This window comes from Pseudomonas sp. 20-5 (assembly GCF_056782835.1).
This window is the reverse complement of sequence record NZ_CM165584.1, coordinates 1701719-1726897: the sequence shown is the minus strand read 5'-3', so window position 1 is coordinate 1726897 and position 25179 is coordinate 1701719. Positions and strand designations below refer to the sequence as shown.

The following is a 25179-nucleotide window of genomic DNA, read 5'->3' as shown; positions in this document are numbered from 1 at the left end:
CGTTAGGTTCGGTCCCGCGACATCGACGCTGATGCGCACGACCTGATGGCGCCACTTATAAGCCCCGTCGGAAGGAGCTGTCAAGGTTCATGTATCGTTATGTAAAACATGGAAGTGACAAGCGTATGCAAACGGCATCCGAAGCATCCAGCCTTCTGGGCGACGTACCAAGCCTCTATGGGAATTCTACACAGTCAGGCACTGGAAACAGTCGCTTGCCGCGCCCCGATGGTGACGAAGACAGGCGGCAAGGCAATCCCAAGAGGTGAAAACAAGCTCAGAGACATCAGGAGCGATGCGGGGAGTCCCCAGGGTAACACCACATGGCAATGAATACTGGGAAAAGAAAAATTGCTCTGAAGTTCGTGAGGAGCGGATAACCGAGATCCGCCAAAACAACTATTCCGACAGCAAAAGCAATAGCAACCATCCCCCTCAAGGAGGAAAGAAAATAAACAACAACGGAAAAAAGAACTGCAAGATAACCAAAAACACCAGTCCTAATCACATAGTCAGATATAAAATTATCACCAAACGCTATCTGCGGAGAAGACGTCATCCCGATCGCCATCAGAGGATTATTAAGCAAAAATTCATAAGTTCCATCAAGTCGATTACCGGCGGAATACCTGCCGCGCAAGCCATTGGCGTCGCTCGACAAAAGTTTCTCAATGAGCTCATAGAAAGATGTAAGATCAACGAGGGAAAACACACAAACAATCAAAAATCCCATAAATAGTATTGCCAGCACTTTAGCGCGAGACAGCAACCAAAGAAAATACATAGACGCAAGCAAGGAAGAAATCGCAATAGCTGAAAATGATTTAAGAAGAACAATCAAAGAAAAAAACAAGAGCGACAGCAAGAAATAAGCTACCGACTTAGCCCCGCTAGAAACATGCGATAGACGAAGATAAATAATAGCGAAAACAGCGTATATAAAAGCAGATATAGAATGAGTCGCAAAAGGCCCTACTGGCTTATCCCCATATTCGACCATATACAAATACAGGTCTTCATAGTACGCCTGATAAAATTTAAATATAAACTGCCTTATAAAATCCACATGAAACACCACCCCAAACCCTAAAACTATAAGGAGAACAGCCATCAGATGAAACAGTCTTCTTGAGCAATCGCCAACATCAATAGAAGGCGAAATCATAAGAACCACGCCCATTGCCAAATAGGGAAAAATGGCGCCAAAAGTATACTCTTGAAACGGAGATATTATTGTAAAAAAAAGCAGCAACAAAAAGAAAAAGCAAAAAACAAAAACATTGACCGCTATAAATTTCCCACCAACCGAATAGATAAGCAAAAGAAAGCAAGATAACAAAATTGATACTATTGGTAGATAGCTGACAATCACTCCCCCTACCGAGGTCGGCCAGAAAAGCGATAGAAAAGCGGCAAAAAATATGAGACAGGAACCCTTTCGTTCAGAAATATCCTGATAATCCCTATACCGGGCACTCCCACTGTCAACGTACTGCTCCACACTACCCCCTGAGCGCCACCCAACAATAGCTACTGAGGCGATTTTGGCACAGATTTTGTTGTGCGTCATGCAGTGCACAGCAGCTATCAGCACTTATGTGACGGACGGAGCCAATCGCCTATAGTACTGCATACAAGCAGTGAAAAGACGAGAAAAATTTAAACTTTCACCAAAAACAAAAAATCAGCAGTCATTCATAAAACGTCTCCAACCTAGACTTAACATTGCGCAGATTTAACACTGCGCTAAAAGAGCAGAAAATTCGAACCTGCTCAGTAGCAGCTAGAAACATGCAAGTCACTCAAGTATCGACTCCATTGCCAAATACATTCTCTCTTTATGGAGTTGGCGCATATGCGTACGTACGAGACATGGAATGGAAGTCTCTGATTCTGCAACGCGGAACGACGCAGTTCGGGGTATGGCGTCCCGGAGAGGGGTCGAACCTCCAACCTTCCCCTTAGGAGGGGGATGCTCTATCCAATTGAGCTACCGGGACACGCCGGACATGGCGAGCGGTGCGCCGCGTCCGGGCGGCATGTTAACGGCAGAGAAAGCGTTTGTCATGCTACTGCCACCAAGGCTGCGCATAATTTTCCGCAACCCTGGAGGTGCAGCATGAACCAGACCGTCGCCATTCCCGCCGCACAGGACCTGCCGGACGCCCCGCGCCAGCCGCGGATACCGGACTCCCCCTTCGCCAGCTTCGACGTGCGGATCGCCAGCGAGCACGACGCGCCGCGCCTGTCGTTGCTGCTACAGCAACTCGGTAGCGCCGATCCGCGCCCGGACCCGGCGTTGCTGGCCATCCAGCTGCAACGACCGCGCGGCGACCAGGTCACCCTGGTGGCCGAGCGCGGCGAGCGCCTGCTCGGCACCTGCACCCTGCATCTGATCGAACACCTGGCGCACGATTTCGCCCGCTCGGCGATTCTCGAAGACATGGTGGTCGACCGCCACGCCCGCGGCCAGGGCGTAGGCCGCGAACTGATCGGCCGGGCCGTGGAGCGCGCGCGCAGTTGGGGCTGCTACAAACTGGCGCTTTCCAGCCACCAGGACCGGGAAACCGCGCAGCGCTTCTATGCCGCGCTAGGGTTCACCAGCCACGGCGTAAGCCTGGCGCTGCATCTGGGCTGACATCATCATGCATTTTGCAACCGGTAAAATGCCCATCCGTGCAAAGTGCATGCGAGAGAGTCTCGGGCACATATATAATTCATTGATTTAAAAGGATTTTTTATAGAAAAAAGTTGGCACAACCGCTGCTACAAGACCCTCAGGATCAAACCTTGGCCATCTGCCTGGCAAAGCTACGAAATGGAGGTGAACATGAGCAGCTCACGCAACCTGGTCGGCACCGGACTTCTTTCCCTGCTGGCTCTCGTAGTCTTCCAGAACAGCGCACTGGGCGACGAGGACAGGACGCAGGAACGCAACGGCGAAAGGCCGGTAGTGCTGGACAGCAACGCAACGCCGCAGTGGGCACCCGCTGCGCAACAACTGGTGATCCAGGCGCCCGACGAATCCCCGCGCATCGTCACCGTAGGCGAGGACGAGCGCGGCACGGCGCTGGTGACCGCGGCCGACGAACAGGCCTGGACATTCTGACGAAGCAAGCGCCGGGAGACCGGCATCCAACGACGCTACACCGCCGCACAGGTCCCCGGGATGCTGGCGAGCGGAAAGGGAGAAAGAACATGTGGATCCTGGCTTTGCCGCTGACCGCCCTGGCCCTTTCGGTCGGCGTCTACGGGCTGCTCTGGCTGATAGAGCGCGGAGGAGACGAATATCCAGCGAAGCTTCCGCTGAGCGACAAGGGCGCCACGGAACCTCGGCGCCACTGAGCCGGCACAAGGAACAGCGAGCCCGACGGAGAGGGCTCCGGGAGTGAAACCATGTCACGATCCGCCGTCATTCTTCTGTTCGTGGTGATCGCCAGCGCGATCCTGGCGCTGAGCCTGCCGCCCGACGCCACCCTCCTCGCCTGGTGCGCCTGGGGACTGCTGGGTATATCCGGCGCCTGGCTGCTGTTTGCGCTGGTGGTAGGTCGGCGAATCCGCTTCGATCCCAGCCTGGACTGATTTCGCCCACAACGCCTTGCCGGGCGCTACAGCGGCAGGCACATGCCGTCGTGTGCCAGTTCCACCCCCTCGGGCAACGCAGCGGGGTGGTCCAGCAGCCAGGCGTCCAGCGTATGCCCGACGTGAGTCAACACGGCCCGCCGGGGACGCAGCGAGTCGATGCACTCCAATGCCCGCGTGAGGTCGTTGTGGTTGCGCGGCGGCCGCTCCTGCGGCGGCATCGAGCAGTCCAGCACCAGCAGGTCCAGCGGCGCCGCGAGCAATCGCGAGGCGCTGTCCGCCGGCAGCCCGACGGTATCGGTGAGGTAGGCCAGACGCCGTATCGTTCCCTCCTCGGAAGCCCCCTCCAGCAAGTAGCCGAAGGTCGGCTTCGAGTGGACCAGCGGTAGCGCGGTCGCCGCCAGCGCGCCCCACTGGCGCCGCTCGAAGGCGCCGAAGGGCTGGCTGAAATCGAGGATGCCCGGATGCTTGTAGAGGTCGGCGAGGCCCTCCGGGTCGGCCGGGCCGTGCACCGGGATCACCAGACCCTGGCCCCAGCGCAGGTGCAGCAGGCCCTGGGCGTGGTCGGCGTGGTAATGGGTCTGGAGGATGCCGTCGAGGCTATGGGGCGGGAAGCGCTCGCAGAGATCGACCAGGCCGCTGTCGATCAGCCAGCGCTGGCCGGCGCACTCCAGCAGCGCGCTACAGGGACGGCGACGCAGGCCGGCGTCGGCGCGCGCGTTGCGACAGGCCGGGCAATCGCAACCGTAGACCGGCACCTGGCGGGCATCGCCGGTGCCGAGCAGGGTCAGGCGCATGCGCGGTCGCTGCCGAGACGGGCCAGGAGGGTGCGTAGCGTGTCGTCGAGGTCACCGGAGTTGTCCAGTTGGAACAGCGGGCCCTCCAGGCCGGCGGCGAACTCGGCGTTACGCGCCAGGCGCGCCTCGATTTCCTCGGGGCTTTCCCGGCCGCGCGCCAGCAGGCGCTGGCGCAGCACCTCGGGTTTCACCCCGAGCAGGACCGCGAGCAGATCCGGATAGCGCCGGCGGGCCTGCGCCAGGTAGCCGCGCGAGCCGTTCACCAGCACGTCGTAGCCCTGCGCCAGCCACTCGTCGATCTGCACCGGAATGCCATAGCAAAGGCCGTTCGCGCGCCAGCTCATGGCGAACGCCGAGGCCCGCTCGAGGGTGTCGAACTGCGCCGGGGTCACCGCCTGGGCGTCCTCCCCCACCGCTTCCGCGGAGCGCGTGATCACCCGCCGCACGATACGGCAGCCGCGCAGCGCCAGGGGCTCGCGCGCGGCCTGCAACAGGCTGTCCTTGCCCGAGCCGGAAGGCCCCATCAGATAAATCAGTCTGCCTGTCATCAGAACACTCTCTGCCCGCCGCGCCAGACCTGACGCACCACCGGCTGGTTGTTGCCGAGCGCCCGCGCCTGCAGCAGATCGGCGCGCAGGCCGACGCGGATTTCGCCACGATCGGTCAGCCCGGCGGCCAGCGCCGGGGTACGGCTGACCATCGCCACCGCGCGCGGCAGGTCGTAGCGGATCGCATCATACTCGCTGTGCTCGCCGGCGAGCAGCAAGGCCGCATGCAGCAGGCTGGCCGGATAGTAGTCGCTGGAAAGGATATCCAGCACGCCGATTCCCGCCAGTTGCGCCGCCGCCACGTTGCCCGAGTGGGAACCGCCGCGGACCACGTTGGGCGCGCCCATCAGCACCTGCAGGCCGTGCTCGTGGCTGGCCCTGGCGGCCTCCACGGTGGTCGGGAACTCGGCGATGGCCATGCCGTAGCCGGCCGACTCGCGGACATGCGCGAGGGTCGCGTCGTCATGGCTGGCCACCGACAGGCCGCGTCCCTGGCAGACATCGACAATGGCCGCACGGGCGGCGTCGCTGTAGCGCTCGGAGTTGGCTACCTGCTCGACGATGAACGCGTCCATCTCGGCATCGCTCAGGTGGTACTTGCCCTGGTAGTACTCGCGGTACTTCTCCAGCCTGGCGAACTGGCGCTGGCCGGGGGCGTGGTCCATCACCGAGACCAGTTGCACCAGCGGATGCTCGACCAGTTCGCGGAACACCTCCAGCGTCTGCGGATGGCTGACCTCGCAACGCAGGTGCAGGCGATGGTCGGCGCGCGCGTCGCCGCTGGCGGCGGCCTCGCCGATGGCCTCGAGCATCTTCGGCAACTGCTGCATGCGCTTGCCCTTGGGGTTGACGTCGCCGATGGACAGCGCGTCGAACACCGTGGTGATTCCCGCGGCGACGATCTGCGCGTCGTGCGCCAGCACCGCCGAGGCCGATGGCCAGTCGACGCCGGGACGCGGGGTCATGTGCTTCTCCAGGTTGTCGGTGTGCAGCTCGACCAGACCGGGCAGCAGGTAGTCGCCCCCCAGGTCCTCGGCCCCGGCCAGGTGGCTGCGGCCTTCGTCGACCGCGGCGATCAGGCCGTCGCGCAGCAGCACGCTGCCGACGAAGACCCGCTCGGCGCTGACTACCCGGGCATTGCTGAGAACGCGTTCAGACGACATGGGCTTGCTCCTGGCGGGAAAGCTCCTGGCTCATGTCCAGGTAGCGGCTGGCCACCGCCTCGCGGGCGGCGCGGTCGTGGAAGATGCCGATCAACGCGGCGCCAGCGGCCTTGGCTTCGCCGATCAGCTCCAGCACTACCTGGCGGTTGGCTTCGTCGAGGGACGCGGTCGGCTCGTCGAGCAGCAGGATCGGCCACTCGACCATGAAGCCGCGGGCAATGTTGACGCGTTGCTGCTCGCCGCCGGAAAAGGTACCCGGCGCCAGTTGCCAGAGGCGTTCCGGGATGTTCAGCCGGGCCAGCAGGCTGCGCGCCCGCAGTTCGGCGCTGTCGCGGCTCCAGCCACGGGCCAGGGCCGGCTCCATGACCACGTCGAGGGTCGCCACCCGCGGGATCACCCGCAGGAACTGGCTGACGTAGCCGAGGGTCTGGCGACGCACGGCGAGCACCTCGCGAGGCTCGGCGCCGACCAGTTCCAACCAGTCGCCGGCGTGGCGCAGGCGGATGCTGCCGCCGGCCGGCAGGTAGTTGCCGTAGAGCGTGCGCAGCAGGGTGCTCTTGCCGGCGCCGGAGCGTCCGTGGAGCACCAGGCATTCGCCGCCGGCGACATTGAAGTTGAGCCCGCGCAGCACATTGAGCACTACGCCCTGTTGCTGGTGCAGGGTGAAGGTCTTGCTGAGGTCGCGGACCTCGATCAGGTTGTTCATCGCTACTTCTCCGGGCGCCCGTCGTGCGGACCGGCGCCGACGCTTCGGCTCAGGGTTGCAGGACCGACGACACCAGCAATTGCGTGTACGGATGCTGCGGGTCGTCGAGAATCTGGTCGGTGAGACCGGCTTCCACCACCCGCGAACGGCGCATGACCATCAGGCGGTCGGCGAGCAGGCGCGCCACCGCCAGGTCGTGGGTGACGATCACCACCGCCAGGTCCAGCTCGCGCACCAGGCCGCGCAGCAGGTCGAGCAGGCGCGCCTGCACCGACACGTCGAGGCCGCCGGTGGGTTCGTCCATGAACACCAGGCGTGGCGCCGAGACCAGGTTGCGGGCGATCTGCAGACGCTGCTGCATGCCGCCGGAAAAGGTTCGCGGCAGGTCGTCGATGCGCAGCGGATCGATCTCCACCTGTTCCAGCCAGTCCAGCCCGGCCTGGCGCAGCCGACCGTAGTGGCGCACGCCCTGGGCCATCAGCCGTTCGCCGATGTTGGCGCCGGCGGACACGCCCATGCGCAGGCCGTCGCGCGGGTTCTGCTCGACGAAGCCCCACTCGGTGCGCAGCAGGGTGCGCCGCTCGGCTTCGCTGGCGGCGTAGAGGTCCAGCCAGCGGTCGCCGTCGTCGCGGTAGGCGACCGTGCCGGCGTCCGGCGGACAGCGCCCGGAGAGCAACGAGAGCAGGGTCGACTTGCCCGAGCCGGACTCACCGACGATGCCCAGCACCTCGCCGGGGTAGAGATCGAAGTCGACCTCCTGGCAGCCCTTTTCCGGCCCGTACAGGCGGGTCAGGCCACGCACCGAGAGCAGCGGCCGATCGCGCGCGTCGAGGTTCGCATCGATGGATTCGCAGACCGCGTTCATTGCGCGTCCTCCCCTTCTTCCTGGCAGGCACGCCGCTGCGTGCAGTAATCGGTGTCGGAACAGACGAAGCGCTTGCCGCCACGGTCGTCGACGATCAGTTCGTCCAGGTAGGACTCGTGACTGCCGCAGAAGGCACAGCTTTCTTCCCAGCGCTGGACTTCGAAGGGGTGGTCCTCGAAGTCCAGGCTCGCCACCCGGGTGAACGGCGGCACCGCGTACAGGCGTTTCTCGCGACCTGCGCCGAACAGCATCAGCGCCGGGCTCATGTCCAGCTTGGGGTTGTCGAACTTGGGAATTGGCGAGGGATCCATCACGTAGCGCTCGTCCACCGTAACCGGGTAGGCATAGCTGGTGGCGATATGGCCGAAGGTGGCGATGTCCTCGTAGAGCTTCACGTGCATCACCCCATAGTCGTCGAGCGCATGCATGGTCCGGGTCTCCGCCTCGGAAGGCTCGATGAAGCGCAGCGGCTCGGGGATCGGCACCTGGTAGACCATGATCTGCTCGCCGCTCAGGGCGGTTTCCGGTATCCGGTGGCGGGTCTGGATCACCGTCGCCTCCGGGGTCCGTTCGGTGGTGGCGACCCCGGCGGTGCGGGCGAAGAAACGCCGGATGGATACCGCGTTGGTGGTGTCGTCGGCGCCCTGGTCGATCACCTTGAGCACGTCGTCGGCACCGAGGATGGCCGCGGTCACCTGCATGCCGCCGGTGCCCCAGCCGTAGGGCAGCGGCATCTCGCGGCCGCCGAAGGGCACCTGGTAGCCGGGGATCGCCACCGCCTTGAGCAGGCCGCGGCGGATCATGCGCTTGGTCTGCTCGTCGAGGTAGGCGAAGTTGTAGCCCTGCTCCGGCGCGGCGCTGGCTTGCGGGGAAAGGCTCATGCGCGCTTCTCCTGGTCAGTGGGTTGCGCGGATTCGGCGACGCCGGGACGACGCAGCTTGCGAATCAGCTCCAGCTCGGACTGGAAATCGACGTAGTGCGGCAGCTTCAGGTGCGAGACGAAGCCGCCGGCCTCGACGTTGTCGCAGTGCATCAGGACGAACTCTTCCTGCTGCGCCGGCGACACCACCTCCTCGCCGTATTCCTCGGCGCGCAGGGCGCGGTCGACCAGGGCCATGCCCATCGCCTTGCGCTCGGCGTAGCCGAAGGCCAGGCCGTAGCCACGGGTGAATTGCGGCAGCTCCTCGCGGGAACCGACGAACTGGTTGACCATCTCGCACTCGGTGACCTCGATCTCGCCCACCGGCACCGCGAAGCCGAGTTCCTCGGGCTCCAGCCAGACCTCGCAGGCGCCGATGCGGATCTCCCCGGCGAACGGATGGTTGCGGCCGTAGCCGCGCTGGGTCGAATAGCCCAGGGCGAGAAGGAAGCCCTCGTCGCCGCGGGCCAGGGCCTGCAGGCGCTGGGCGCGGCCGGTGGGGAAGTCGAGCGGCTCGCGGGTGATATCCGGCACCGCGCCGGGCAGCTCGTACTCCGGCGTCATCAGGCCTTCCCGGTCGAGCAGGCCGAGCACGCGCGGACAAGGCTCCAGGGACGCGCCCCGCTCCACTTCGGGGCCGGGGTAGTCGCCCTCGGCGAGCAGGCTGAAGTCGAGCAGGCGATGGGTATAGTCGAAGGTCGGACCGAGCAGTTGCCCGCCCGGCAGGTCCTTGTAGGTCGCCGAGATCCGTCGTTGCAGACGCATCCCGGCGGTGTCCAGCGGCAGGCTGGCGGCGAAGCGCGGCAGCGTGGTGCGGTAGGCGCGGAGAAGGAAGATCGCTTCCATCAGGTCGCCGGCCGCCTGCTTGATCGCCAGTGCCGCCAGTTGCTCGTCGTACAGCGAACCCTCGGTCATCACCCGCGACACGGCCAGCGGCATCTGCTGGCGGATCTGCTCCACCGACAGCTCCGGCAGCGCGGTATCGCCGCGGCGCTTGCGCGCCAGCAGGCGATGGGCGTTGTCGATGGCCTTCTCGCCACCCTTGACGGCTACGTACATCAGGCCACCTCCTCGACGGGTTCGCTGACCCGGGTACTGCGTGGCAGGCCGAGGATGCGCTCGCCGGCGGCGAAGAAGGCATCCAGGCCCCTGGGGAATTCGGTGCGTGCGGCACGCTGCGCCCAGAACCCGGTGCTCACCGGCAACGCCACCTGGCGCACCTCGGCGATACCCGGCCCGCGCCACTCCAGCGAGGCGCCGCCATCGAGGCCGGCAAGCTGGATCAGCAGGGTGCAGGACTGGTCCGGATAACGGTCGCTGCCGCTGTCGAAGCCGCTCAGGTCGTCCAGCTCGCCTTCGTCGAGCAAGGCGAACAGCGCCTGCTCACGCTCGGCGACGATCGGGCAGCCGCAATGGAAGGCCAGGTTGGCGCGCAACGTCGGGCTGTCGAGACCCGGCGCCAGCCACAGCGGGGTGTCGGAGTCGAGGAAGCTCAGGCACAGCGCGTAGCTGGCCGGTTGCAACGCGGCCAGCGCCGGTGCGCGGTCGAGGTTGCGCACCAGCCCCGGTTCGGCGAGGGCCTTGAGCGCCGCGCGGAAACTCCGCTGGGCATCCAGGACCGGGTCCTGGAACGCCGGTTGCAATAGCGCGGCGGTATCCGCCGGGCTGGGAAACGAAGCGCTGGTCATCAATCTTCTCCTCGGACCAGGGTGAAGAACTCCACCTTGGTAGTGGCGATTTCCGCCTCCTGGGCGGCGCGGCGCTCGGCCTGGGTGCGGGCCAGCGGTTCGATCAGGCGCGCCTGCCAGGCCGCCGCGTCGGCGCCCTGCAGGTGCGCGTCGGCCAGGGCGGCCAGTTCGGCGTGGCGCTTGTCGCGCCCGGCGACATAGCTGTAGCCGGTGCGTCCGTCACCGAGCCGCACCACGCAGCGGGTCACGGTCATCTCGCCGAGGTTGAACGGGCTGCCGGTGCCGCCCATGCGTCCGCGCACCAGGGTCATGCCGGTCTCGGCGGCGCGCAGCAGGTGATAGTCGGCATCGCGCAGGGCGTCCGCATGGGCGTCCAGCTCCTCGCGACGGGCGCGGGCGAGCACGCCCATCCAGCGCTGTCGTGCGGCGATGGTGGGATCGGAATGCAAGGCGGTCATGGGCTTCTCCTAGGGGGCGACCTGGTACTGGAAGCGATCGGCGCGGCTGATCGACTGGGCCAGTTCCACCGGTTGGCCGGTACGGTCGCGGGACAGGGTGAGGACGGTGAGCAACGGCGCATGGCGGGGCATCAGCAGGCGCGCCGCCTCCTCGCGATTGGGCAGGCGCGCACCGATCAGGCTGTAGGTGCGGGTCAGCGGCAGGCCTTTGTCGGCCAGGTAGCGACGCAGCGAACCGCCCTGGTAGTCGGCGAGCAGCTCGCTGCGGGAAACGGCGTAGCAATGGCGGATCAGGCTCACTGGCTGTCCGTCGAGGTAACGCAGGGTGGTCAGTTCCAGCACCCGCCCGCCCTCGCCGATCCCCAGGTGGGTGGCCTCGGCGGCGCCGGCCGGACGCTGGCGCGCCTCCAGCAGCCGGGCCTCGACCCGGTGGCCCTGGGCCGAGAGCGACTCGGTGTAGGCGTTGGCGGCGCCCATCGGGTAGATCGTCGGCGCCTCCAGGACCTGGGTGCCCTTGCCCTGGCGCCGCAGCACGCGGCCTTCGAGCACCAGTTCGTCGAGCGCCCTGCGCAGGGTATGGCGGTTCACCGCGAAGCGCTGGGCCAGCTGGATCTCGCCGGGCAGGTAGTCGCCGGGGCGGTAGGCCAGCAGTTCCTGGCGCAGCCGTTCGGCCAGTTCGCGGTACAGCGGTTCGCTTTGTCTAGACAAGTGCATGGTTTGGAAAGGGCGCACCAGGCGCCCTCCTCGCGTCGTCAGATGAACAGCTTGCGCAGGCGTTGTGACAGAACGTCGATCAGGCTCACCACCACGATGATCACGATCAGCACGGCGCAGGTCTGGCCGAACTGGAAGCCGCGGATGGCCTCCCAGAGGATCACGCCGATGCCGCCGGCGCCGACCATCCCGACCACTGTGGCGGAACGCACGTTGGACTCGAAGCGGTACAGCGAATAGGAGATCCACAGCGGCAGGACCTGCGGGATGACCCCGAAGATGACCTCCTGCAGAGCGCTGGCACCGGTGGCGCGGACGCCTTCGACCGGACCGGGATCGATCGCCTCGACCGCCTCGGCGAAGAGCTTGGCGAGCACCCCGGTGGTACTGATGAACAGCGCCAGAACGCCGGCGAACGGGCCCAGGCCGACGGCGACCACGAAGAGCATGGCGAAGACCATCTCGTTGATCGAACGGCAGGCATCCATCACCCGCCGCACCGGCTGGTAGACCCACCAGGGCACGATGTTCTCGGAAGCCAGGATCGACAGCGGGATGGCGCAGACGATCGCCAGCACCGTGCCCCAGAGGGCGATCTGCACGGTGACCAGCATCTCGCTGAGGTAGAGCTTCCAGTTGCCGAAGTCCGGCGGGAAGAAGTCGGCGGCGAAGGTCGCCATGTTGCCGGCGTCGCGGAACAGCACGGCCGGGTTCATTTCCGCGCCCTTCCAGGACCAGGCGAGGATGGCGAGGAACAGGCCCCAGCCGACCAGGCGTCCCCAGGATGGCTTGCCGGTGGCGGCCGCCGCGGCAGTGGTGCTCAGAGTGCTCATATCGGGAATCTCGACAGCGGTATTGGCGAATCGGGTGGGGCGCGGCGCCGGCCGCGCCCGGGGTGGATCAGCCGGCGTTGGCGGCGGTTTTCTGCTCGCGCTCGGCCATGCGTTTCTCCAGCTTGGCCAGCTCCTCGTCGAGGGCCTTCAGCTTGGCGGCCTTCTCTTCGGCGCCGAGGTTGGCGTTGTTCGCCACGTCGGTGCGCTGCTTGAACAGCTCGAGCTGGCGGATCGGCAGCAACTGGTCGTCGTCGGAGGGCTGGAACTTCGACCATTGCAGGTCGGCGAGGACCTTCTTCTGCTCGGCGTTGGCGCCGTACTTGAAGAAGAAGTCGCGCAGCTTGTTCTTCTGCTCGTCGCTCAGGTTGTTGCGCCACACCAGCGGGTCGCCCGGGATCAGCGGCGACTTCCAGATCACCTTGAGCTGCCTGGCCTTCTCCGGCTGGGTCAATTCCAGGCGCTCCATGCCCTCGGTATTGAAGGTGGCGACGTCGACCTGCTTGTTGGCCACCGCCAGTGCGTTGACCTCATGGCTGGAATTGAGGGTGCGCTTGAAGGCCTTGACCGGGTCGACGTTGTTCTTGGCGAACACGTAGTAGCCGGGCACCAGGTAGCCGGACGTGGAGTTCGGATCACCGTTGCCGAAGGTCAGGCTCTTGGCGTTCGCCAGCATGTCCTCGAGGCTGTCGATCTTGCTGTCCTTGTTGGCGATCAGCAGGCTCCAGTAGCCCGGCGCGCCGCTGGCGGCGACGGTCTGGGCGAAGATTTCGCCGTGGGCGCGATCCACCGCTTCCATGGCGGCCTTGTTGCCGTACCAGGCGATGTCGACCTTGTCGAAACGCATGCCCTGGATGATCCCGGCGTAGTCGGGGGCGAAGAAGGCCTTCACCTGGTAGCCGGTCTGCTGGCTCATGTCCTTGAGGAAGGGCTCCCAGATGCTCTTGAGGTTCTGCGACGACTCGGTGGAGATGATCCCGAAATTGATCACCGGCTGGTCGGCGTGCGCCATCCCGGCAAGGGAGCCGGCGAGCAGGGCGGAAGCCGCGAGCACACGACTGAAGCGTTTCAACATGGAGAGAACTCCTGGGCAGGGTTTGGCGGGTTTTTATGCGGTTCGAATGACGTCAGGCGCGCGCGAGGGTCAGTTCCGGCTGGCTCTCCGCCCCGCGCCGGGCACGGTCGGAAAACAGCAGCGGGGTGTCCCCTTCGGCGCCGTAGAGTTCGTTGAGGAAGCCTTCGGAAAGGTGCTCGCTGCTGCCGTCGAAGAGGATCCGGCCGCCCTTCAGGGCCACCGCGCGCGGGCAATAGCGCAACGCGTAGTCGACCTGATGCAGGGTCACCACCACGGTCTTGCCGTCGTGGCGGTTGATATCGGCGAGGATGTCCATCACCTTGCGCGCCGACTCCGGGTCGAGCGAGGCGATCGGTTCGTCGGCGAGAATCACCTCGGCCTTCTGGGTCAGGGCGCGGGCGATGGCCACGCGCTGCTGCTGGCCGCCGGAAAGGGTCGAGGCGCGCTGCCCGGCGAAATCGGCCAGGCCGACCCGCGCCAGCGCTTCCAGGGCCTGGCGCTTCTGCTCGGCGCTGAACAGCCCCAGCGAACCGCGCCAGCGCGGCATGCGACCGAGGAAGCCGAGCAGGACGTTGTCCAGCACGCTGAGGCGGTTGACCAGGTTGAACTGCTGGAAGATGTAGCCGATGTCGGCACGCAGGCGACGCACTTCGCCGCTCAGGCGGCCGGACGCCTGCAGGCGGCGACCCAGCACGTCGATGCTGCCGCCGTTGTCGCGGTCGCAGCGGGCGAGCCCGGCGACGTGACGCAGGAGCGTGGATTTGCCGGAGCCGGATGCACCGATCAACGCCACCATCTCGCCCGCCTGGATCTCCAGCCTCAGGTTGAAAAGCGCCTGCTTGCGGGCAAAGGTCTTGTTCAGGCTGTCGACACGGATCACCGCGCTCATCGTTCTCCCTCCAATCGGTTGCACGAAGACGCCAGCGGCGCCATCTGGTGTAGACCAAGATAGAAGGAGACTGTGTCAGCCCGGTGAAGTGACGATGACAGTCGAGTGACAATCCCTTGAACGACCGGTGGTCAGAAGGCCATCATCCAACCCCCAGTAAAAAACTAGGCTTTTGCTGAATCGCTCGCATTTCAGATAGCTGGTACTGGCAAAACGCCGGCACGCAACGCACAATTGACGTCAACTAATTGTTGTTTCCGAAATAACAGACTGAACGGCTAGCGGAAATCGTGGTCATAGGCCCGAGAACAATGAACGCTTCCTCGGCACCGCTTTTCCCTGACTCTACAGGTTCAATGTATGCGCCCACTGAAACAGGCAACTCCTACCTACTCCAGCCGTACCGCTGACAAATTCGTCGTTCGTCTGCCCGAGGGCATGCGTGAGCAGATCGCAGAAGTCGCTCGCAGCCATCACCGCAGCATGAACTCCGAGATCATCGCCCGACTCGAGCAGAGCCTGCTCCAGGAAGGGGCGCTGCAAGACAATCTCGGTGTTCGCCTGGACAGCCCGGAACTCAGCCTGCACGAGCGCGAGCTGCTGCAGCGTTTCCGCCAGCTGACCCACCGTCAGCAGAACGCGCTGGTCGCCCTGATCGCACACGATGCGGAGCTGGCCCAGGCCTGAGCGCCGAAGCCCACGCGTAGCGCTTGAAATGGCCGGCATTCGCCGGCTTTTTCTTTATGGATGGCCAAACCATGGGCGAGTAACCGCAAGGCGGTTATCCGCCGGCCCCTGTAGCGGTGGCGTTATCCCTCCAACGCCACGAGGGAGAGCCGAATGAGCTATCGCCTGGCCGCCGATGCCCTGGTCTGGCTGCACCTGGGCTTCATCCTGTTCGTCCTGTTCGGCGGCCTGCTGCCGTTGCGCTGGCCACGCCTGGCCTGGCTGCACCTGCCAGCGGTAGCCTGGGGCTGCGCGGTGGAGTTTCTCGGCCTGCCCTGTCCGCTGACCCCGCTGGAGAATCGTCTGCGCCGGGCCGCCGGGGACGCCGGCTACAGCGGCGGCTTCGTCGAGCACTACCTGTTGCCGCTGATCTATCCCGCCGGCCTGACCCCGGCGGTGCAGTGGATCCTTGGCGCCATCGTTCTGCTGCTCAACCTGATCGCCTACCTGTATCTGTTGCATCGCCGCGGTAGCCGCTGAGCCACGGATGCCACGTCATTCCGTACCTGGATAATGCTGCGCCGGCAGCGAGGCGAATCGTAGGCTGGTCTCCCCTGCCCAGCCCGGAGTCATTCCCATGCATCCCTATTTCAGTCTCGCCGGTCGCATCGCCCTGGTCACCGGCGGCAGCCGCGGCATCGGCCAGATGATCGCCCAGGGTCTTCTCGAAGCCGGCGCCCGCGTCTTCATCTGCGCACGTGACGCAGAGGCCTGCGCCGACACCGCCACACGCCTCTCGGCCTACGGCGACTGCCAGGCGATCCCCGCCGACCTTTCCAGCGAAGCCGGTGCCCGGCGCCTGGCGCAGGCGCTCGGCGAACTCAGCGCGCGGCTGGATATCCTGGTGAACAACGCCGGCACCAGTTGGGGCGCAGCGCTGGAAAGCTATCCGGTGTCCGGCTGGGAAAAGGTCATGCAGCTCAATGTCACCTCGGTGTTTTCCTGCATCCAGCAACTGCTGCCGCTGCTGCGCCGCTCGGCCAGCGCGGAGAACCCGGCGCGGGTGATCAACATCGGCTCGGTGGCGGGCATCAGCGCCATGGGCGAACAAGCCTATGCCTACGGGCCGAGCAAGGCCGCGCTGCATCAACTGTCGCGGATGCTGGCGAAGGAACTGGTCGGCGAGCACATCAATGTCAATGTGATCGCTCCCGGACGCTTTCCGAGCCGCATGACCCGTCACATCGCCAATGACCCGCAGGCACTGGAGGCGGACAGCGCGTCGATTCCCATGGGCCGCTGGGGTCGCCCGGAGGAGATGGCGGCGCTGGCGATCAGCCTGGCCGGCACCGCCGGCGCCTACATGACCGGCAACGTGATCCCCATCGACGGCGGTTTTCATCTCTGAGCGCCGCCAATCCGGGTAACATGACGCCCCCGACCGCTCGCCTCGTCCCGCCATGACCCACAGCGTTTCTCCCATCGGCTACATCCGCTCCTGCTTCATGGAGAAGTTCGCCATCCCGCGCCAGCCGCTGCTCGCGCCGGCGGCGCGGGGGACCCTGGAACTGCTGCCGCCGTTCGACCAGGTGGAAGCGCTGGAAGGCCTGGAGCAGGTCAGCCATGTCTGGCTGCTGTTCCTCTTCCACCAGGCCCTGGAAGACAAGCCGCGACTGAAGGTGCGCCCGCCGCGCCTGGGCGGCAACCGCTCGCTGGGAGTCTTCGCCACCCGCGCCACCCATCGGCCGAACGGCATCGGCCAGTCGGTGGTGCGCCTGGAGGGCTTCGAAGCGGGGCGCCTGTGGTTGTCCGGAATCGACCTGCTCGACGGCACCCCGGTACTCGATATCAAGCCCTACGTACCCTACGCCGACGCCGTGGCCGACGCCCGCAACGGCATCGCCGACGCGCCGCCGCCGGGCATCGCCGTGGAGTGGAGCGAGCAGGCGCGGCGCCAGGCCCATGAGCACGGCCAGCGGTTGCGGCAGCCGGTAGCCGAGCTGATCGAGCAATGCCTGGCCCAGGACCCACGCCCGGCCTACCAGAAGCCGGAGCCCGGGCGCCGCTACGGGGTGCGCCTGTGGGACCTCGACGTGCATTGGCACTACCCGCGCCCGGACCTGATCCGCGTGCTGGACGTCGCCGGCGGCGATTGAGCCTTCTCAGCGCAGCGGATTGAGCGCCAGCGCGTCGCTTTCGAAGACTTCCTGTTCGAGGATCAGCGGCTCGACCAACGGCCGGCTGTCGCGGAAATGCGCGGTGCGGGTGTGCGCCTCGTAGGCCGCGTCATCGCGATAGACCTCGTAGAGATAGACCAGGTCAGGGTCCTGTCGGTCGCGGGAAACGTCGAACACCAGGCAGCCGGGCTCGGTGGACACGGAAGCGGCGGCGTTGACCTGGATGGCATCGATGAAAGCCTCGGCGCAGCCGGGCCTGAGGCGGGTCTTGATAAAGATGCAGTACACGGAAACTTCCTTTTGTTTTAGATTTACAAAATTATTGTATACAAAAAAGGAAGCAAACCCATGTCCGACCGCCCTGCCCGCCCCTCCCGCCTCAACGGCCTGCGTCACCTCGCCCTGCTGGTGCCCAACCTGGAAGAATGCGAGCGCTTCTATGTCGACGTACTGGGCATGGAAGTGCTGAACCGCGCCAACGAAGACCTGGTGTATCTCACCTGCGGCAACGACAACCTTTCCCTCGGCCGCGCCCACGCTGCCAGCAACGGCCTGCAGACCATGGATCACTACGGCTTCGTCGTCGACAGCGTGGAGGAACTGGAGGCCTGGTACCGTTACCTGAAGGCGCTGGGCGTGACCCTGCTCGACCAACCCTTCGACCACGGCGACGGCGCGCGCAGCTTCCACCTGCTCGACCCGGCGGGCAACAAGGTGCAGCCGCTGTACCATCCAGCGGTATCCGGGCAACGCCTGGCCTGAGCCTCGGGCAGCCCTCTCCCCTCTCCCTGAAGGGAGAGGGGCGACTCGGTACACTGAGTGCCAGCAACCTCGCTTGTTCCTCATCTCCACTTCTTGACTTTCATCAAGCGCGTTCCGCCCCCGCTCCTCCTAGCATCCGGCAACGGAAGCGATTCCACCGCCAGGCGCAGACCCCACCGCAGCGCGGCGTCCCTTTTTTCGCCGGTAGCCAGTAGTAGATGGAACCTATGCGCGCCCTTCGTTTTTCCGCCGGATCGTGGCGGTGTGTCTTCGCCTGGATGCTCCTGCTGGTCGGCCTCGCCGCCCAGGGTGCCGAACTCAGCAAGTTGGAGCGCCTGCGCATCGCCCAGGTATTCCCCGCGGTCGAGCGGATCGGCGACCCCGAAGGCGACTACGGCGTACGCCGCCTGAGCAAGGGCGAGGAAACCCTCGGCTACGCCTTCCAGACCCTCAGCGTCACCGACATCCCGGCCTACTCCGGCAAGCCGATCAACCTGCAGGTGATCCTCGATCCGCAGGCGGTTATCCGCGACGCCTACGTCCTCGAACACCACGAACCGATCCTGCTGATCGGCATCCCGGAAGAGAAGCTGCACGCCTTCAGCGCCAGGTACGACGGCGTGCGCGCCGACCAGCGGGTGGTGGTCGGCCGCTCCAGCGACCCGCAGGCGGTTACCGTCGACGCGGTGAGCGGCGCCACGGTGACAGTGATGGTGGTCAACGAGATCGTCATGCGCGCCGCACATACGGTGGCGGTTTCCCTCGGCCTGATCGAGGACCGCGGCAATGTGCGGCCCAAGCCGGCGCAGGTGCGCCAGCAACCGGCAGCGACGGCGAGCTGGAGCGAATTGCTCGGCAACGGCGCGATCCGCCGCCTGCAGTTGAGTCGCGGGCAGATCGACGACGCCTTCAAGGGCAGCGAGGCCGAAGGCATCGGCGAAGCCGACGCGGCGCACCGCGACGAGCCGTTCATCGATCTCTACAGCGCCCTGCTCAACCCTCCCGCGGTGGGCCGCAGCCTGCTCGGCGACAACCAGTACCGCGAACTGATGGCGTCGCTGAAGCCAGGCGAATACGCCTTCGTCGTGCTCGGCGACGGCGAGTATTCCTTCAAGGGTTCCGGCTACGTGCGCGGTGGCATCTTCGATCGGGTCCAACTGCGCCAGTTCGGCGACATCATCAGCTTCCGCGACCTCGACTACCAGCGCCTGTCGGACGTCTATGCCAAAGGCATGCCGGAGTTCCGCGAGATGGCGATCTTCGTCGCCCGCGCCAGCCAGCGTTTCGATCCGGGCTCGCCCTGGACCCTGGAGTTGCTCGTGCGGCGCCAGACCGGCCCGGTGGCGGGGGTATTCACCAGCTTCGAGCTGGCCTGCCAGACGCCCGAGGAATACCTGGAGCGGCCGCAGCCAACGGCCGAGGAACTGGCCGCCCTGGAAGAGGCTGCCCGGCCGCTGTGGCTGCGGGTCTGGTACCAGAAGAGCTTCCAGGTCGGGGTCCTCTGTACCGCCCTCGTCCTGCTCCTGGCGATCCTCTTCCTCCAGGACCGCCTGGTGCGACGGCCGCGCCTGATGCAGCGACTGCGCACCGGCTACCTGGCGTTCACCCTGGTCTACCTGGGCTGGTACTGCCTCGGCCAGCTATCGGTGGTCAACGTGCTGACCTTCGTCCACGCGCTGTTCGAAGGCTTCCGCTGGGAGCTGTTCCTCAGCGACCCGCTGCTGTTCATCCTCTGGACCTTCACCGCAGCCAGCCTGCTGCTCTGGGGCCGCGGCGTGTTCTGCGGCTGGCTGTGCCCGTTCGGTGCGCTACAGGAACTGCTCAACGAACTCGCGCGCAAGCTCCGCGTGCCGCAGTTCCAGGTGCCGTTCGCCGTGCACGAGCGGCTCTGGGCGATCAAGTACATCATCCTGCTGGTGCTCTTCGGTCTCTCCCTGGAATCCCTGGCGCTGGCCGAGCAGGCCGCGGAGGTGGAGCCGTTCAAGACCGCCATCACCCTCGGCTTCGACCGCCAGTGGTGGTTCGTCGCCTACGCCGTCGCGCTGCTGGTGGTCAACCTGTTCACCCGCAAGGTCTATTGCCGCTACCTCTGCCCGCTGGGCGCGGCCCTGGCGATCCCGGCCAAGGCGCGCCTGTTCGACTGGCTCAAGCGCCGCGCGGAATGCGGCAGGCCCTGCCAGCTGTGTGCCCGCGAATGCGAGATCCAGGCGATCCATCCCGACGGCCGCATCGAGGCCAACGAATGCCACTACTGCCTCGACTGCCAGATGACCTACCACGACCAGGACAAGTGCCCGCCGCTGGTGAACAAGCGCAAGAAGCGCGCGAAGAGCGCGCCGGCGGACAACGCGCGGATACCCGCGGAGAACCTCTGACCTGGCTCCCTTTCCCCTGACTGCCCTTGAGGACGACACGAGATGAGCGACGACACGAAAAGCCCCCACGAAGAAACCCACGGCCTGAACCGCCGCGGCTTCCTCGGCGCCTCGGCGCTGACCGGAGCCGCCGCCCTGGTTGGCGCCAGCGCCCTGGGCAGCGCGGTGGTCGGCCGCGAGGCCCGGGCCGCGGGCAAGGGCGAGCGCAGCAAGGCCGAGGTCGCCCCCGGCGAACTGGATGAGTACTACGGGTTCTGGAGCGGCGGACATTCCGGCGAAGTACGCGTGCTCGGCGTGCCGTCGATGCGCGAGCTGATGCGCATACCGGTGTTCAACGTCGACTCGGCCACCGGCTGGGGCCTGACCAACGAGAGCAAGCGGGTCCTCGGCGACAGCGCGCGCTTCCTCAACGGCGACTGCCACCATCCGCACATCTCGATGACCGACGGCAAGTACGACGGCAAGTACCTGTTCATCAACGACAAGGCCAACAGCCGGGTCGCGCGCATCCGCCTGGACGTCATGAAATGCGACCGCATCGTCACCATTCCCAACGTCCAGGCGATCCACGGCCTGCGCCTGCAAAAGGTGCCGCATACCCGCTACGTGTTCTGCAACGCCGAGTTCATCATCCCCCATCCCAACGACGGCTCGACCTTCGACCTGTCCGGCGACAACGCCTTCACCCTGTACAACGCCATCGACGCCGAGACCATGGAAGTGGCCTGGCAGGTGATCGTCGACGGCAACCTCGACAACACCGACATGGACTACAGCGGCAGGTTCGCCGCCTCCACCTGCTACAACTCGGAGAAGGCCGTCGACCTCGGCGGCATGATGCGCAACGAGCGCGACTGGGTGGTGGTGTTCGACATCCCGCGCATCGAGGCCGAGATCAAGGCGAAGCGCTTCGTCACCCTCGGCGACTCGAAGGTGCCGGTGGTCGACGGCCGGCGCAAGGACGGCAAGGACAGCCCGGTGACCCGCTACATCCCGGTACCGAAGAACCCCCACGGGCTGAACACCTCGCCGGACGGCAAGTACTTCATCGCCAACGGCAAGCTCTCGCCGACCTGCACCATGATCGCCATCGAGCGCCTCGGCGACCTGTTCGCCGGCAAGCTGGCCGACCCGCGCGACGTGGTGGTGGGCGAGCCGGAACTGGGCCTCGGCCCGCTGCACACCACTTTCGATGGCCGAGGCAACGCCTATACCACGCTGTTCATCGACAGCCAGTTGGTGAAGTGGAACCTGGCCGACGCGGTGCGCGCCTACAAGGGCGAGAAGGTCGACTACATCCGCCAGAAGCTCGACGTGCAGTACCAGCCGGGGCACAACCACGCCACCCTGTGCGAGACCAGCGAAGCCGACGGCAAGTGGATCGTGGTGCTCAGCAAGTTCTCCAAGGACCGCTTCCTGCCCACCGGTCCGCTGCACCCGGAGAACGACCAGTTGATCGACATTTCCGGCGAGGAAATGAAGCTGGTCCACGACGGCCCGACCTTCGCCGAACCGCACGATTGCATCCTCGCCCGCCGCGACCAGATCAAGACCCGCAAGATCTGGGACCGCAAGGACCCGTTCTTCGCCGAGACGGTCAAGCGCGCGGAAAAGGACGGCATCGACCTGATGAAGGACAACAAGGTCATCCGCGAGGGCAACAAGGTCCGCGTCTACATGGTCTCGATGGCGCCCTCCTTCGGCCTCACCGAGTTCAAGGTGAAGCAGGGCGACGAAGTCACCGTGACCATCACCAACCTCGACGAGATCGAGGACGTGACCCACGGCTTCGTCATGGTCAACCACGGCGTCTGCATGGAGATCAGCCCGCAACAGACCTCGTCGATCACCTTCGTCGCCGATAAGCCCGGGGTGCACTGGTACTACTGCAGCTGGTTCTGCCACGCCCTGCACATGGAAATGTGCGGGCGGATGCTGGTGGAAAAGGCTTGATCCACGCAGCGCGGTCGCTGGCCGGGCGCCGGGCGGGGCCGCTCCTCGCCCTGCTCCTGCTCGGCCTCGCCACGGCCGGCGCGGAGCCGGTCGACGGCCTGCCGCTGCGGGCCGACGGCGATGGCCGCTGGAGCCTGGCGGCGGGCCGCTACGCCGGTAACTTCGTCATCGACCGGCCGCTGCACCTACGCTGCGAGGCCGGCGCCGAACTGGACGGCGGCGGCCACGGCAGCCTGCTGACCCTGACCAGCCCCGGGATCACCGTCGAGGGCTGCCGGCTGCGCAACTGGGGGCGCAACCTGACCGAACTCGACGCCGCGATCTTCGTCGGCAAGGCCGCCAGCGGCGCCGTGATCCGCGGCAACGACCTGCGCGGCGCGGGCTTCGGCGTCTGGCTCGACGCCACGGCGGGCGCGCAGGTGCTCGACAACCGCATCGAGGGCGACGAAAGCGTGCGCTCCCAGGATCGCGGCAACGGCATCCACCTCTATGCGGTGAAGGACGCCCTGGTCCGCGGCAACCGGGTCAGCCACACCCGCGACGGGGTCTACATCGACACCTCCAACGACAGCAGCATCGAAGCCAACCGCTTCGAGGACCTGCGCTACGGCGTGCACTACATGTTCACCCACAACAGCCGGGTGACCGACAACCTGACCCGGCGCACCCGCACCGGCTACGCGCTGATGCAGAGCCGCAAGCTGACCGTGACCGGCAACCGCTCCATCGACGACGAGAACTACGGCATCCTGATGAACTACATCACCTACTCGACCCTGGCCGGCAACCGTGTCGAGGGCGTGCGCAGCGGCAGCACCGGCGACGCGATGATTTCCGGCGCCGAGGGCAAGGCGCTGTTCATCTACAACTCGCTGTTCAACCGCATCGAAGGCAACAGCTTCGCCGACAGCGCCCTGGGCATCCACCTCACCGCCGGCTCGGAGGACAATCGCATCGCCGGCAACGCCTTCATAGGCAACCGCCAGCAGGTCAAGTACGTCGCCAGCCGCGAGCAGGAGTGGTCCGCCGACGGCCGCGGCAACTACTGGAGCGACTACCTGGGCTGGGACCGCGACGACGACGGTCTCGGCGACGTCGCCTACGAGCCCAACGACAACGTCGACCGGCTGATCTGGCTGTACCCGCAGGTACGCCTGCTGTTGAACAGCCCGAGCATCGAGTTGTTGCGCTGGGTCCAGCGCGCCTTCCCGGTGGTGCGCTCGCCCGGCGTGCGCGACAGCCATCCGCTGATGCGGATGCCCGCCGCGGAGCCGAGGCCATGAGCCTGGTCGAGATCGACGGCGCGACCCTGCGCTACGGCGCCCTCACCGCCCTGAGCGGGCTCGACCTGCGCCTGGAGCCCGGCGAGGTGCTCGGCCTGCTCGGCCACAACGGCGCCGGCAAGACCACCACCATCAAGCTGGTCCTCGGCCTGCTGGCCCCCAGCGAAGGCCGCGTGCGGGTCCTCGGCCACGATGCGAGGAGCCTGGAGGCGCGCCGCCAGCTCGGCTACCTGCCGGAGAACGTGACCTTCTACCCGCAGCTCAGCGGCGCGGAAACCCTGCGCCACTTCGCCCGCCTCAAGGGCGTGGCGCCGGCCGAAGCCGCGCGCCTACTGGAACAGGTCGGCCTCGGCCATGCCGCCAGGCGGCGCCTGAAAACCTACTCGAAGGGCATGCGCCAGCGCCTCGGCCTGGCCCAGGCGCTGCTCGGCGAACCGCGCCTGCTGCTGCTCGACGAACCGACGGTGGGCCTCGACCCGCTGGCCACCGTCGAGCTCTACCAATTGCTCGACCGCCTGCGCGGCCAGGGCATCGGGATCGTCCTTTGCTCCCATGTGCTGCCCGGCGTCGAGACGCACATCGACCGCGCCGCGATTCTCGCCGGCGGCCGCCTGCAAGTGGCCGGCAGCCTCGCCGAATTGCGCCGCAAGGCGGCTCTGCCGACCCGCGTGCGCCTGGCCAGCCCGCATAACCCGCAGTGGCTCGAACGCTGGCACCGGGCCGGCCTGGCGGCGCGGAGACTGGACGACCAGCGCATCGAGGTACTGCTGGACGATGCCGAGCGCGACGGCGTGCTGGAAGCGCTGCTGGCCGCGCGCGAGTTCGACCTGGAGATCCTGCCGCCGTCGCTGGAGGACCTCTATCGCCACCACATGTCCCCCGCCCCCGCCGGAGCCACGCCATGCCCGTAGTCTGGACCATCGCCCGCAAGGAACTGGCCGACGGCCTGCGCAATCGCTGGCTGCTGGCGATCAGCCTGCTGTTCGCCCTGCTCTCGGTGGGCATCGCCTGGTTCGGCGCCGCCGCGGCCGGCCAGGTCGGCTTCACCTCGGTGCCGGCGACGGTCGCCAGCCTGACCAGCCTGGCCACCTTCCTGATGCCGCTGATCGCCCTGCTGCTGGCCTACGACGCCATCGTCGGCGAGGAGGAAGGCGGCACCCTGCTGCTGCTCCTGACCTACCCGCTGGGGCGCGGCCAGTTGCTGCTCGGCAAGTTCCTCGGTCACGGCCTGATCCTCGCCCTGGCCACCCTGATCGGCTTCGGCAGCGCGGCACTGGCGATCCTCGTGCTGGTGCCGGAGGTCGAGGCGGCCATCCTGCTGGGCGCCTTCGGCCGCTTCATGGGTTCCTCGCTGCTGCTCGGCTGCGTGTTCCTCGCCCTGGCCTACGCCCTGAGCAGCCGCGCCAGCGAGAAATCCAGCGCCGCCGGGCAGGCGCTCGGCCTGTGGTTCTTCTTCGTCCTGCTGTTCGACCTGGCCCTGCTGGCGATCCTGGTCCTCAGCCAGGGTCACCTGAGCCCGCGGCTGCTGCCCTGGCTGTTGCTGCTCAACCCGACCGACCTCTACCGGCTGATCAACCTGTCCGGCTTCGACGCAGCCGCCGCCGGCGGGGTGGTTCCCCTGGCCAGCGAACTGCCGGTGTCCGCCAGCGCCCTCTGGCTGGCCCTGGCCCTCTGGGCCTGCGCTGCCCTGGCGCTGGCCCACGGCCTGTTCCGCCGCCGCCCCATCTGA

The 25179-nt window shown here is 65.9% G+C and carries 29 protein-coding genes and 1 tRNA gene; 14 read left to right on the top strand and 16 right to left on the bottom strand.

Annotated elements, in window-relative coordinates; genetic code table 11:
- Nucleotides 1–286: 286 nt before the first annotated feature.
- Together AC1RB9_RS08095 and AC1RB9_RS08090 are read right to left on the bottom strand one after the other, a co-directional pair.
- Complete coding sequence (locus AC1RB9_RS08095; protein WP_124123101.1) at nucleotides 287–1570, bottom strand: hypothetical protein; 1284 nt, start codon at nucleotides 1568–1570, stop codon at nucleotides 287–289.
- 353 nt (nucleotides 1571–1923) lie between these two features.
- A tRNA-Arg gene (locus AC1RB9_RS08090) sits at nucleotides 1924–2000 on the bottom strand.
- A 119-nt stretch (nucleotides 2001–2119) separates the two neighbouring features.
- On the opposite strand from AC1RB9_RS08090, the gene AC1RB9_RS08085 reads away from it, so the two are divergent.
- From AC1RB9_RS08085 to AC1RB9_RS08070, 4 genes are all read left to right on the top strand, one after another.
- Nucleotides 2120–2638, top strand: coding sequence for a GNAT family N-acetyltransferase (locus AC1RB9_RS08085; protein WP_003452964.1), 519 nt, complete (start codon nucleotides 2120–2122; stop codon nucleotides 2636–2638).
- Nucleotides 2639–2830: 192 nt separating this feature from the next.
- The gene (locus AC1RB9_RS08080; protein WP_003113127.1) at nucleotides 2831–3109 is read left to right on the top strand and encodes a hypothetical protein; all 279 of its coding nucleotides are present in this window, start codon (nucleotides 2831–2833) and stop codon (nucleotides 3107–3109) included.
- A gap of 89 nt (nucleotides 3110–3198) precedes the next feature.
- Nucleotides 3199–3345: a hypothetical protein gene (locus tag AC1RB9_RS08075; protein ID WP_003091766.1), complete on the top strand. Its 147-nt coding sequence runs from the start codon at nucleotides 3199–3201 to the stop codon at nucleotides 3343–3345.
- A 51-nt stretch (nucleotides 3346–3396) separates the two neighbouring features.
- The gene (locus tag AC1RB9_RS08070) at nucleotides 3397–3582 is read left to right on the top strand and encodes a PA3371 family protein (protein ID WP_003091768.1); all 186 of its coding nucleotides are present in this window, start codon (nucleotides 3397–3399) and stop codon (nucleotides 3580–3582) included.
- 26 nt (nucleotides 3583–3608) lie between these two features.
- Here the strand turns inward: AC1RB9_RS08070 and phnP are convergent, their stop codons facing one another.
- The 13 genes from phnP to phnC form a co-directional block, all read right to left on the bottom strand.
- Complete coding sequence (gene phnP, locus AC1RB9_RS08065; protein WP_003163380.1) at nucleotides 3609–4379, bottom strand: phosphonate metabolism protein PhnP; 771 nt, start codon at nucleotides 4377–4379, stop codon at nucleotides 3609–3611.
- Nucleotides 4370–4927, bottom strand: coding sequence for a phosphonate metabolism protein/1,5-bisphosphokinase (PRPP-forming) PhnN (phnN, locus tag AC1RB9_RS08060; protein WP_003098703.1), 558 nt, complete (start codon nucleotides 4925–4927; stop codon nucleotides 4370–4372). The genes phnP and phnN overlap by 10 nt, the downstream gene beginning before the upstream one ends.
- Nucleotides 4927–6090, bottom strand: coding sequence for an alpha-D-ribose 1-methylphosphonate 5-triphosphate diphosphatase (locus AC1RB9_RS08055; protein ID WP_003091776.1), 1164 nt, complete (start codon nucleotides 6088–6090; stop codon nucleotides 4927–4929). Before AC1RB9_RS08055 ends, phnN begins: the two co-directional genes overlap by 1 nt.
- Nucleotides 6080–6796, bottom strand: coding sequence for a phosphonate C-P lyase system protein PhnL (phnL, locus tag AC1RB9_RS08050; protein WP_003098702.1), 717 nt, complete (start codon nucleotides 6794–6796; stop codon nucleotides 6080–6082). The genes AC1RB9_RS08055 and phnL overlap by 11 nt, the downstream gene beginning before the upstream one ends.
- A 49-nt stretch (nucleotides 6797–6845) precedes the next feature.
- Nucleotides 6846–7661 carry a phosphonate C-P lyase system protein PhnK gene (phnK, locus tag AC1RB9_RS08045; RefSeq protein ID WP_003098701.1) on the bottom strand — a complete coding sequence of 272 codons (816 nt, stop codon included), beginning with the start codon at nucleotides 7659–7661 and terminating at the stop codon, nucleotides 6846–6848.
- Nucleotides 7658–8542, bottom strand: a complete 885-nt coding sequence (locus AC1RB9_RS08040) for an alpha-D-ribose 1-methylphosphonate 5-phosphate C-P-lyase PhnJ (protein ID WP_003098700.1) — start codon at nucleotides 8540–8542, stop codon at nucleotides 7658–7660. The genes phnK and AC1RB9_RS08040 overlap by 4 nt, the downstream gene beginning before the upstream one ends.
- Nucleotides 8539–9639, bottom strand: a complete 1101-nt coding sequence (locus tag AC1RB9_RS08035) for a carbon-phosphorus lyase complex subunit (protein ID WP_003098699.1) — start codon at nucleotides 9637–9639, stop codon at nucleotides 8539–8541. Before AC1RB9_RS08035 ends, AC1RB9_RS08040 begins: the two co-directional genes overlap by 4 nt.
- Entirely contained in the window at nucleotides 9639–10268 is a 630-nt protein-coding gene (phnH, locus tag AC1RB9_RS08030) for a phosphonate C-P lyase system protein PhnH (RefSeq protein WP_003452968.1), read from the bottom strand. The genes AC1RB9_RS08035 and phnH overlap by 1 nt, the downstream gene beginning before the upstream one ends.
- Nucleotides 10268–10726: a phosphonate C-P lyase system protein PhnG gene (phnG, locus tag AC1RB9_RS08025; protein ID WP_003098697.1), complete on the bottom strand. Its 459-nt coding sequence runs from the start codon at nucleotides 10724–10726 to the stop codon at nucleotides 10268–10270. The genes phnH and phnG overlap by 1 nt, the downstream gene beginning before the upstream one ends.
- 9 nt (nucleotides 10727–10735) lie before the next feature.
- Nucleotides 10736–11458, bottom strand: coding sequence for a phosphonate metabolism transcriptional regulator PhnF (gene phnF / locus AC1RB9_RS08020; RefSeq protein ID WP_003091792.1), 723 nt, complete (start codon nucleotides 11456–11458; stop codon nucleotides 10736–10738).
- A gap of 20 nt (nucleotides 11459–11478) precedes the next feature.
- Nucleotides 11479–12273: a phosphonate ABC transporter, permease protein PhnE gene (gene phnE / locus AC1RB9_RS08015; protein WP_003091793.1), complete on the bottom strand. Its 795-nt coding sequence runs from the start codon at nucleotides 12271–12273 to the stop codon at nucleotides 11479–11481.
- 67 nt (nucleotides 12274–12340) lie between these two features.
- Nucleotides 12341–13345 (bottom strand): phosphonate ABC transporter substrate-binding protein, encoded by a 1005-nt coding sequence (gene phnD, locus AC1RB9_RS08010; RefSeq protein ID WP_003113119.1) that lies wholly within the window; start codon nucleotides 13343–13345, stop codon nucleotides 12341–12343.
- A gap of 52 nt (nucleotides 13346–13397) precedes the next feature.
- A complete protein-coding gene (gene phnC / locus AC1RB9_RS08005; RefSeq protein WP_003098696.1) occupies nucleotides 13398–14234 on the bottom strand; it encodes a phosphonate ABC transporter ATP-binding protein in 837 nt (278 codons plus the stop codon).
- Nucleotides 14235–14594: 360 nt separating this feature from the next.
- Between phnC and amrZ the strand changes: the two genes are divergently transcribed.
- The 4 genes from amrZ to tsaA all read left to right on the top strand — a co-directional run bounded on the left by amrZ (nucleotide 14595) and on the right by tsaA (nucleotide 17056).
- Entirely contained in the window at nucleotides 14595–14921 is a 327-nt protein-coding gene (amrZ, locus tag AC1RB9_RS08000; RefSeq protein ID WP_003091802.1) for a transcriptional regulator AmrZ, read from the top strand.
- A 153-nt stretch (nucleotides 14922–15074) separates the two neighbouring features.
- Nucleotides 15075–15440: a DUF2784 domain-containing protein gene (locus tag AC1RB9_RS07995; RefSeq protein ID WP_003098694.1), complete on the top strand. Its 366-nt coding sequence runs from the start codon at nucleotides 15075–15077 to the stop codon at nucleotides 15438–15440.
- A gap of 97 nt (nucleotides 15441–15537) precedes the next feature.
- Complete coding sequence (gene rhlG / locus AC1RB9_RS07990) at nucleotides 15538–16308, top strand: 3-oxoacyl-ACP reductase RhlG (RefSeq protein WP_003113116.1); 771 nt, start codon at nucleotides 15538–15540, stop codon at nucleotides 16306–16308.
- A 52-nt stretch (nucleotides 16309–16360) separates the two neighbouring features.
- Entirely contained in the window at nucleotides 16361–17056 is a 696-nt protein-coding gene (gene tsaA / locus AC1RB9_RS07985) for a tRNA (N6-threonylcarbamoyladenosine(37)-N6)-methyltransferase TrmO (protein ID WP_003113115.1), read from the top strand.
- Between the two features lie 6 nt (nucleotides 17057–17062).
- On the opposite strand, the gene AC1RB9_RS07980 is transcribed toward tsaA, so the two are convergent.
- On the bottom strand, nucleotides 17063–17365 hold the full coding sequence (locus tag AC1RB9_RS07980; RefSeq protein ID WP_003098690.1) for a heme-binding protein: 303 nt from the start codon (nucleotides 17363–17365) through the stop codon (nucleotides 17063–17065).
- Between the two features lie 60 nt (nucleotides 17366–17425).
- On the opposite strand from AC1RB9_RS07980, the gene AC1RB9_RS07975 reads away from it, so the two are divergent.
- The 6 genes from AC1RB9_RS07975 (at nucleotide 17426) to AC1RB9_RS07950 (ending at nucleotide 25179) form a co-directional block, all read left to right on the top strand.
- Nucleotides 17426–17839, top strand: coding sequence for a VOC family protein (locus AC1RB9_RS07975; protein ID WP_003098688.1), 414 nt, complete (start codon nucleotides 17426–17428; stop codon nucleotides 17837–17839).
- 227 nt (nucleotides 17840–18066) lie between these two features.
- Nucleotides 18067–20214, top strand: coding sequence for a transcriptional regulator NosR (gene nosR / locus AC1RB9_RS07970; protein ID WP_033873615.1), 2148 nt, complete (start codon nucleotides 18067–18069; stop codon nucleotides 20212–20214).
- 42 nt (nucleotides 20215–20256) lie between these two features.
- Nucleotides 20257–22167: a TAT-dependent nitrous-oxide reductase gene (gene nosZ, locus AC1RB9_RS07965; protein ID WP_003098686.1), complete on the top strand. Its 1911-nt coding sequence runs from the start codon at nucleotides 20257–20259 to the stop codon at nucleotides 22165–22167.
- On the top strand, nucleotides 22164–23450 hold the full coding sequence (locus AC1RB9_RS07960; RefSeq protein ID WP_481864885.1) for a nitrous oxide reductase family maturation protein NosD: 1287 nt from the start codon (nucleotides 22164–22166) through the stop codon (nucleotides 23448–23450). The genes nosZ and AC1RB9_RS07960 overlap by 4 nt, the downstream gene beginning before the upstream one ends.
- Complete coding sequence (locus tag AC1RB9_RS07955; RefSeq protein WP_003453169.1) at nucleotides 23447–24361, top strand: ABC transporter ATP-binding protein; 915 nt, start codon at nucleotides 23447–23449, stop codon at nucleotides 24359–24361. The genes AC1RB9_RS07960 and AC1RB9_RS07955 overlap by 4 nt, the downstream gene beginning before the upstream one ends.
- Nucleotides 24352–25179: an ABC transporter permease gene (locus AC1RB9_RS07950; RefSeq protein WP_003453173.1), complete on the top strand. Its 828-nt coding sequence runs from the start codon at nucleotides 24352–24354 to the stop codon at nucleotides 25177–25179. The genes AC1RB9_RS07955 and AC1RB9_RS07950 overlap by 10 nt, the downstream gene beginning before the upstream one ends.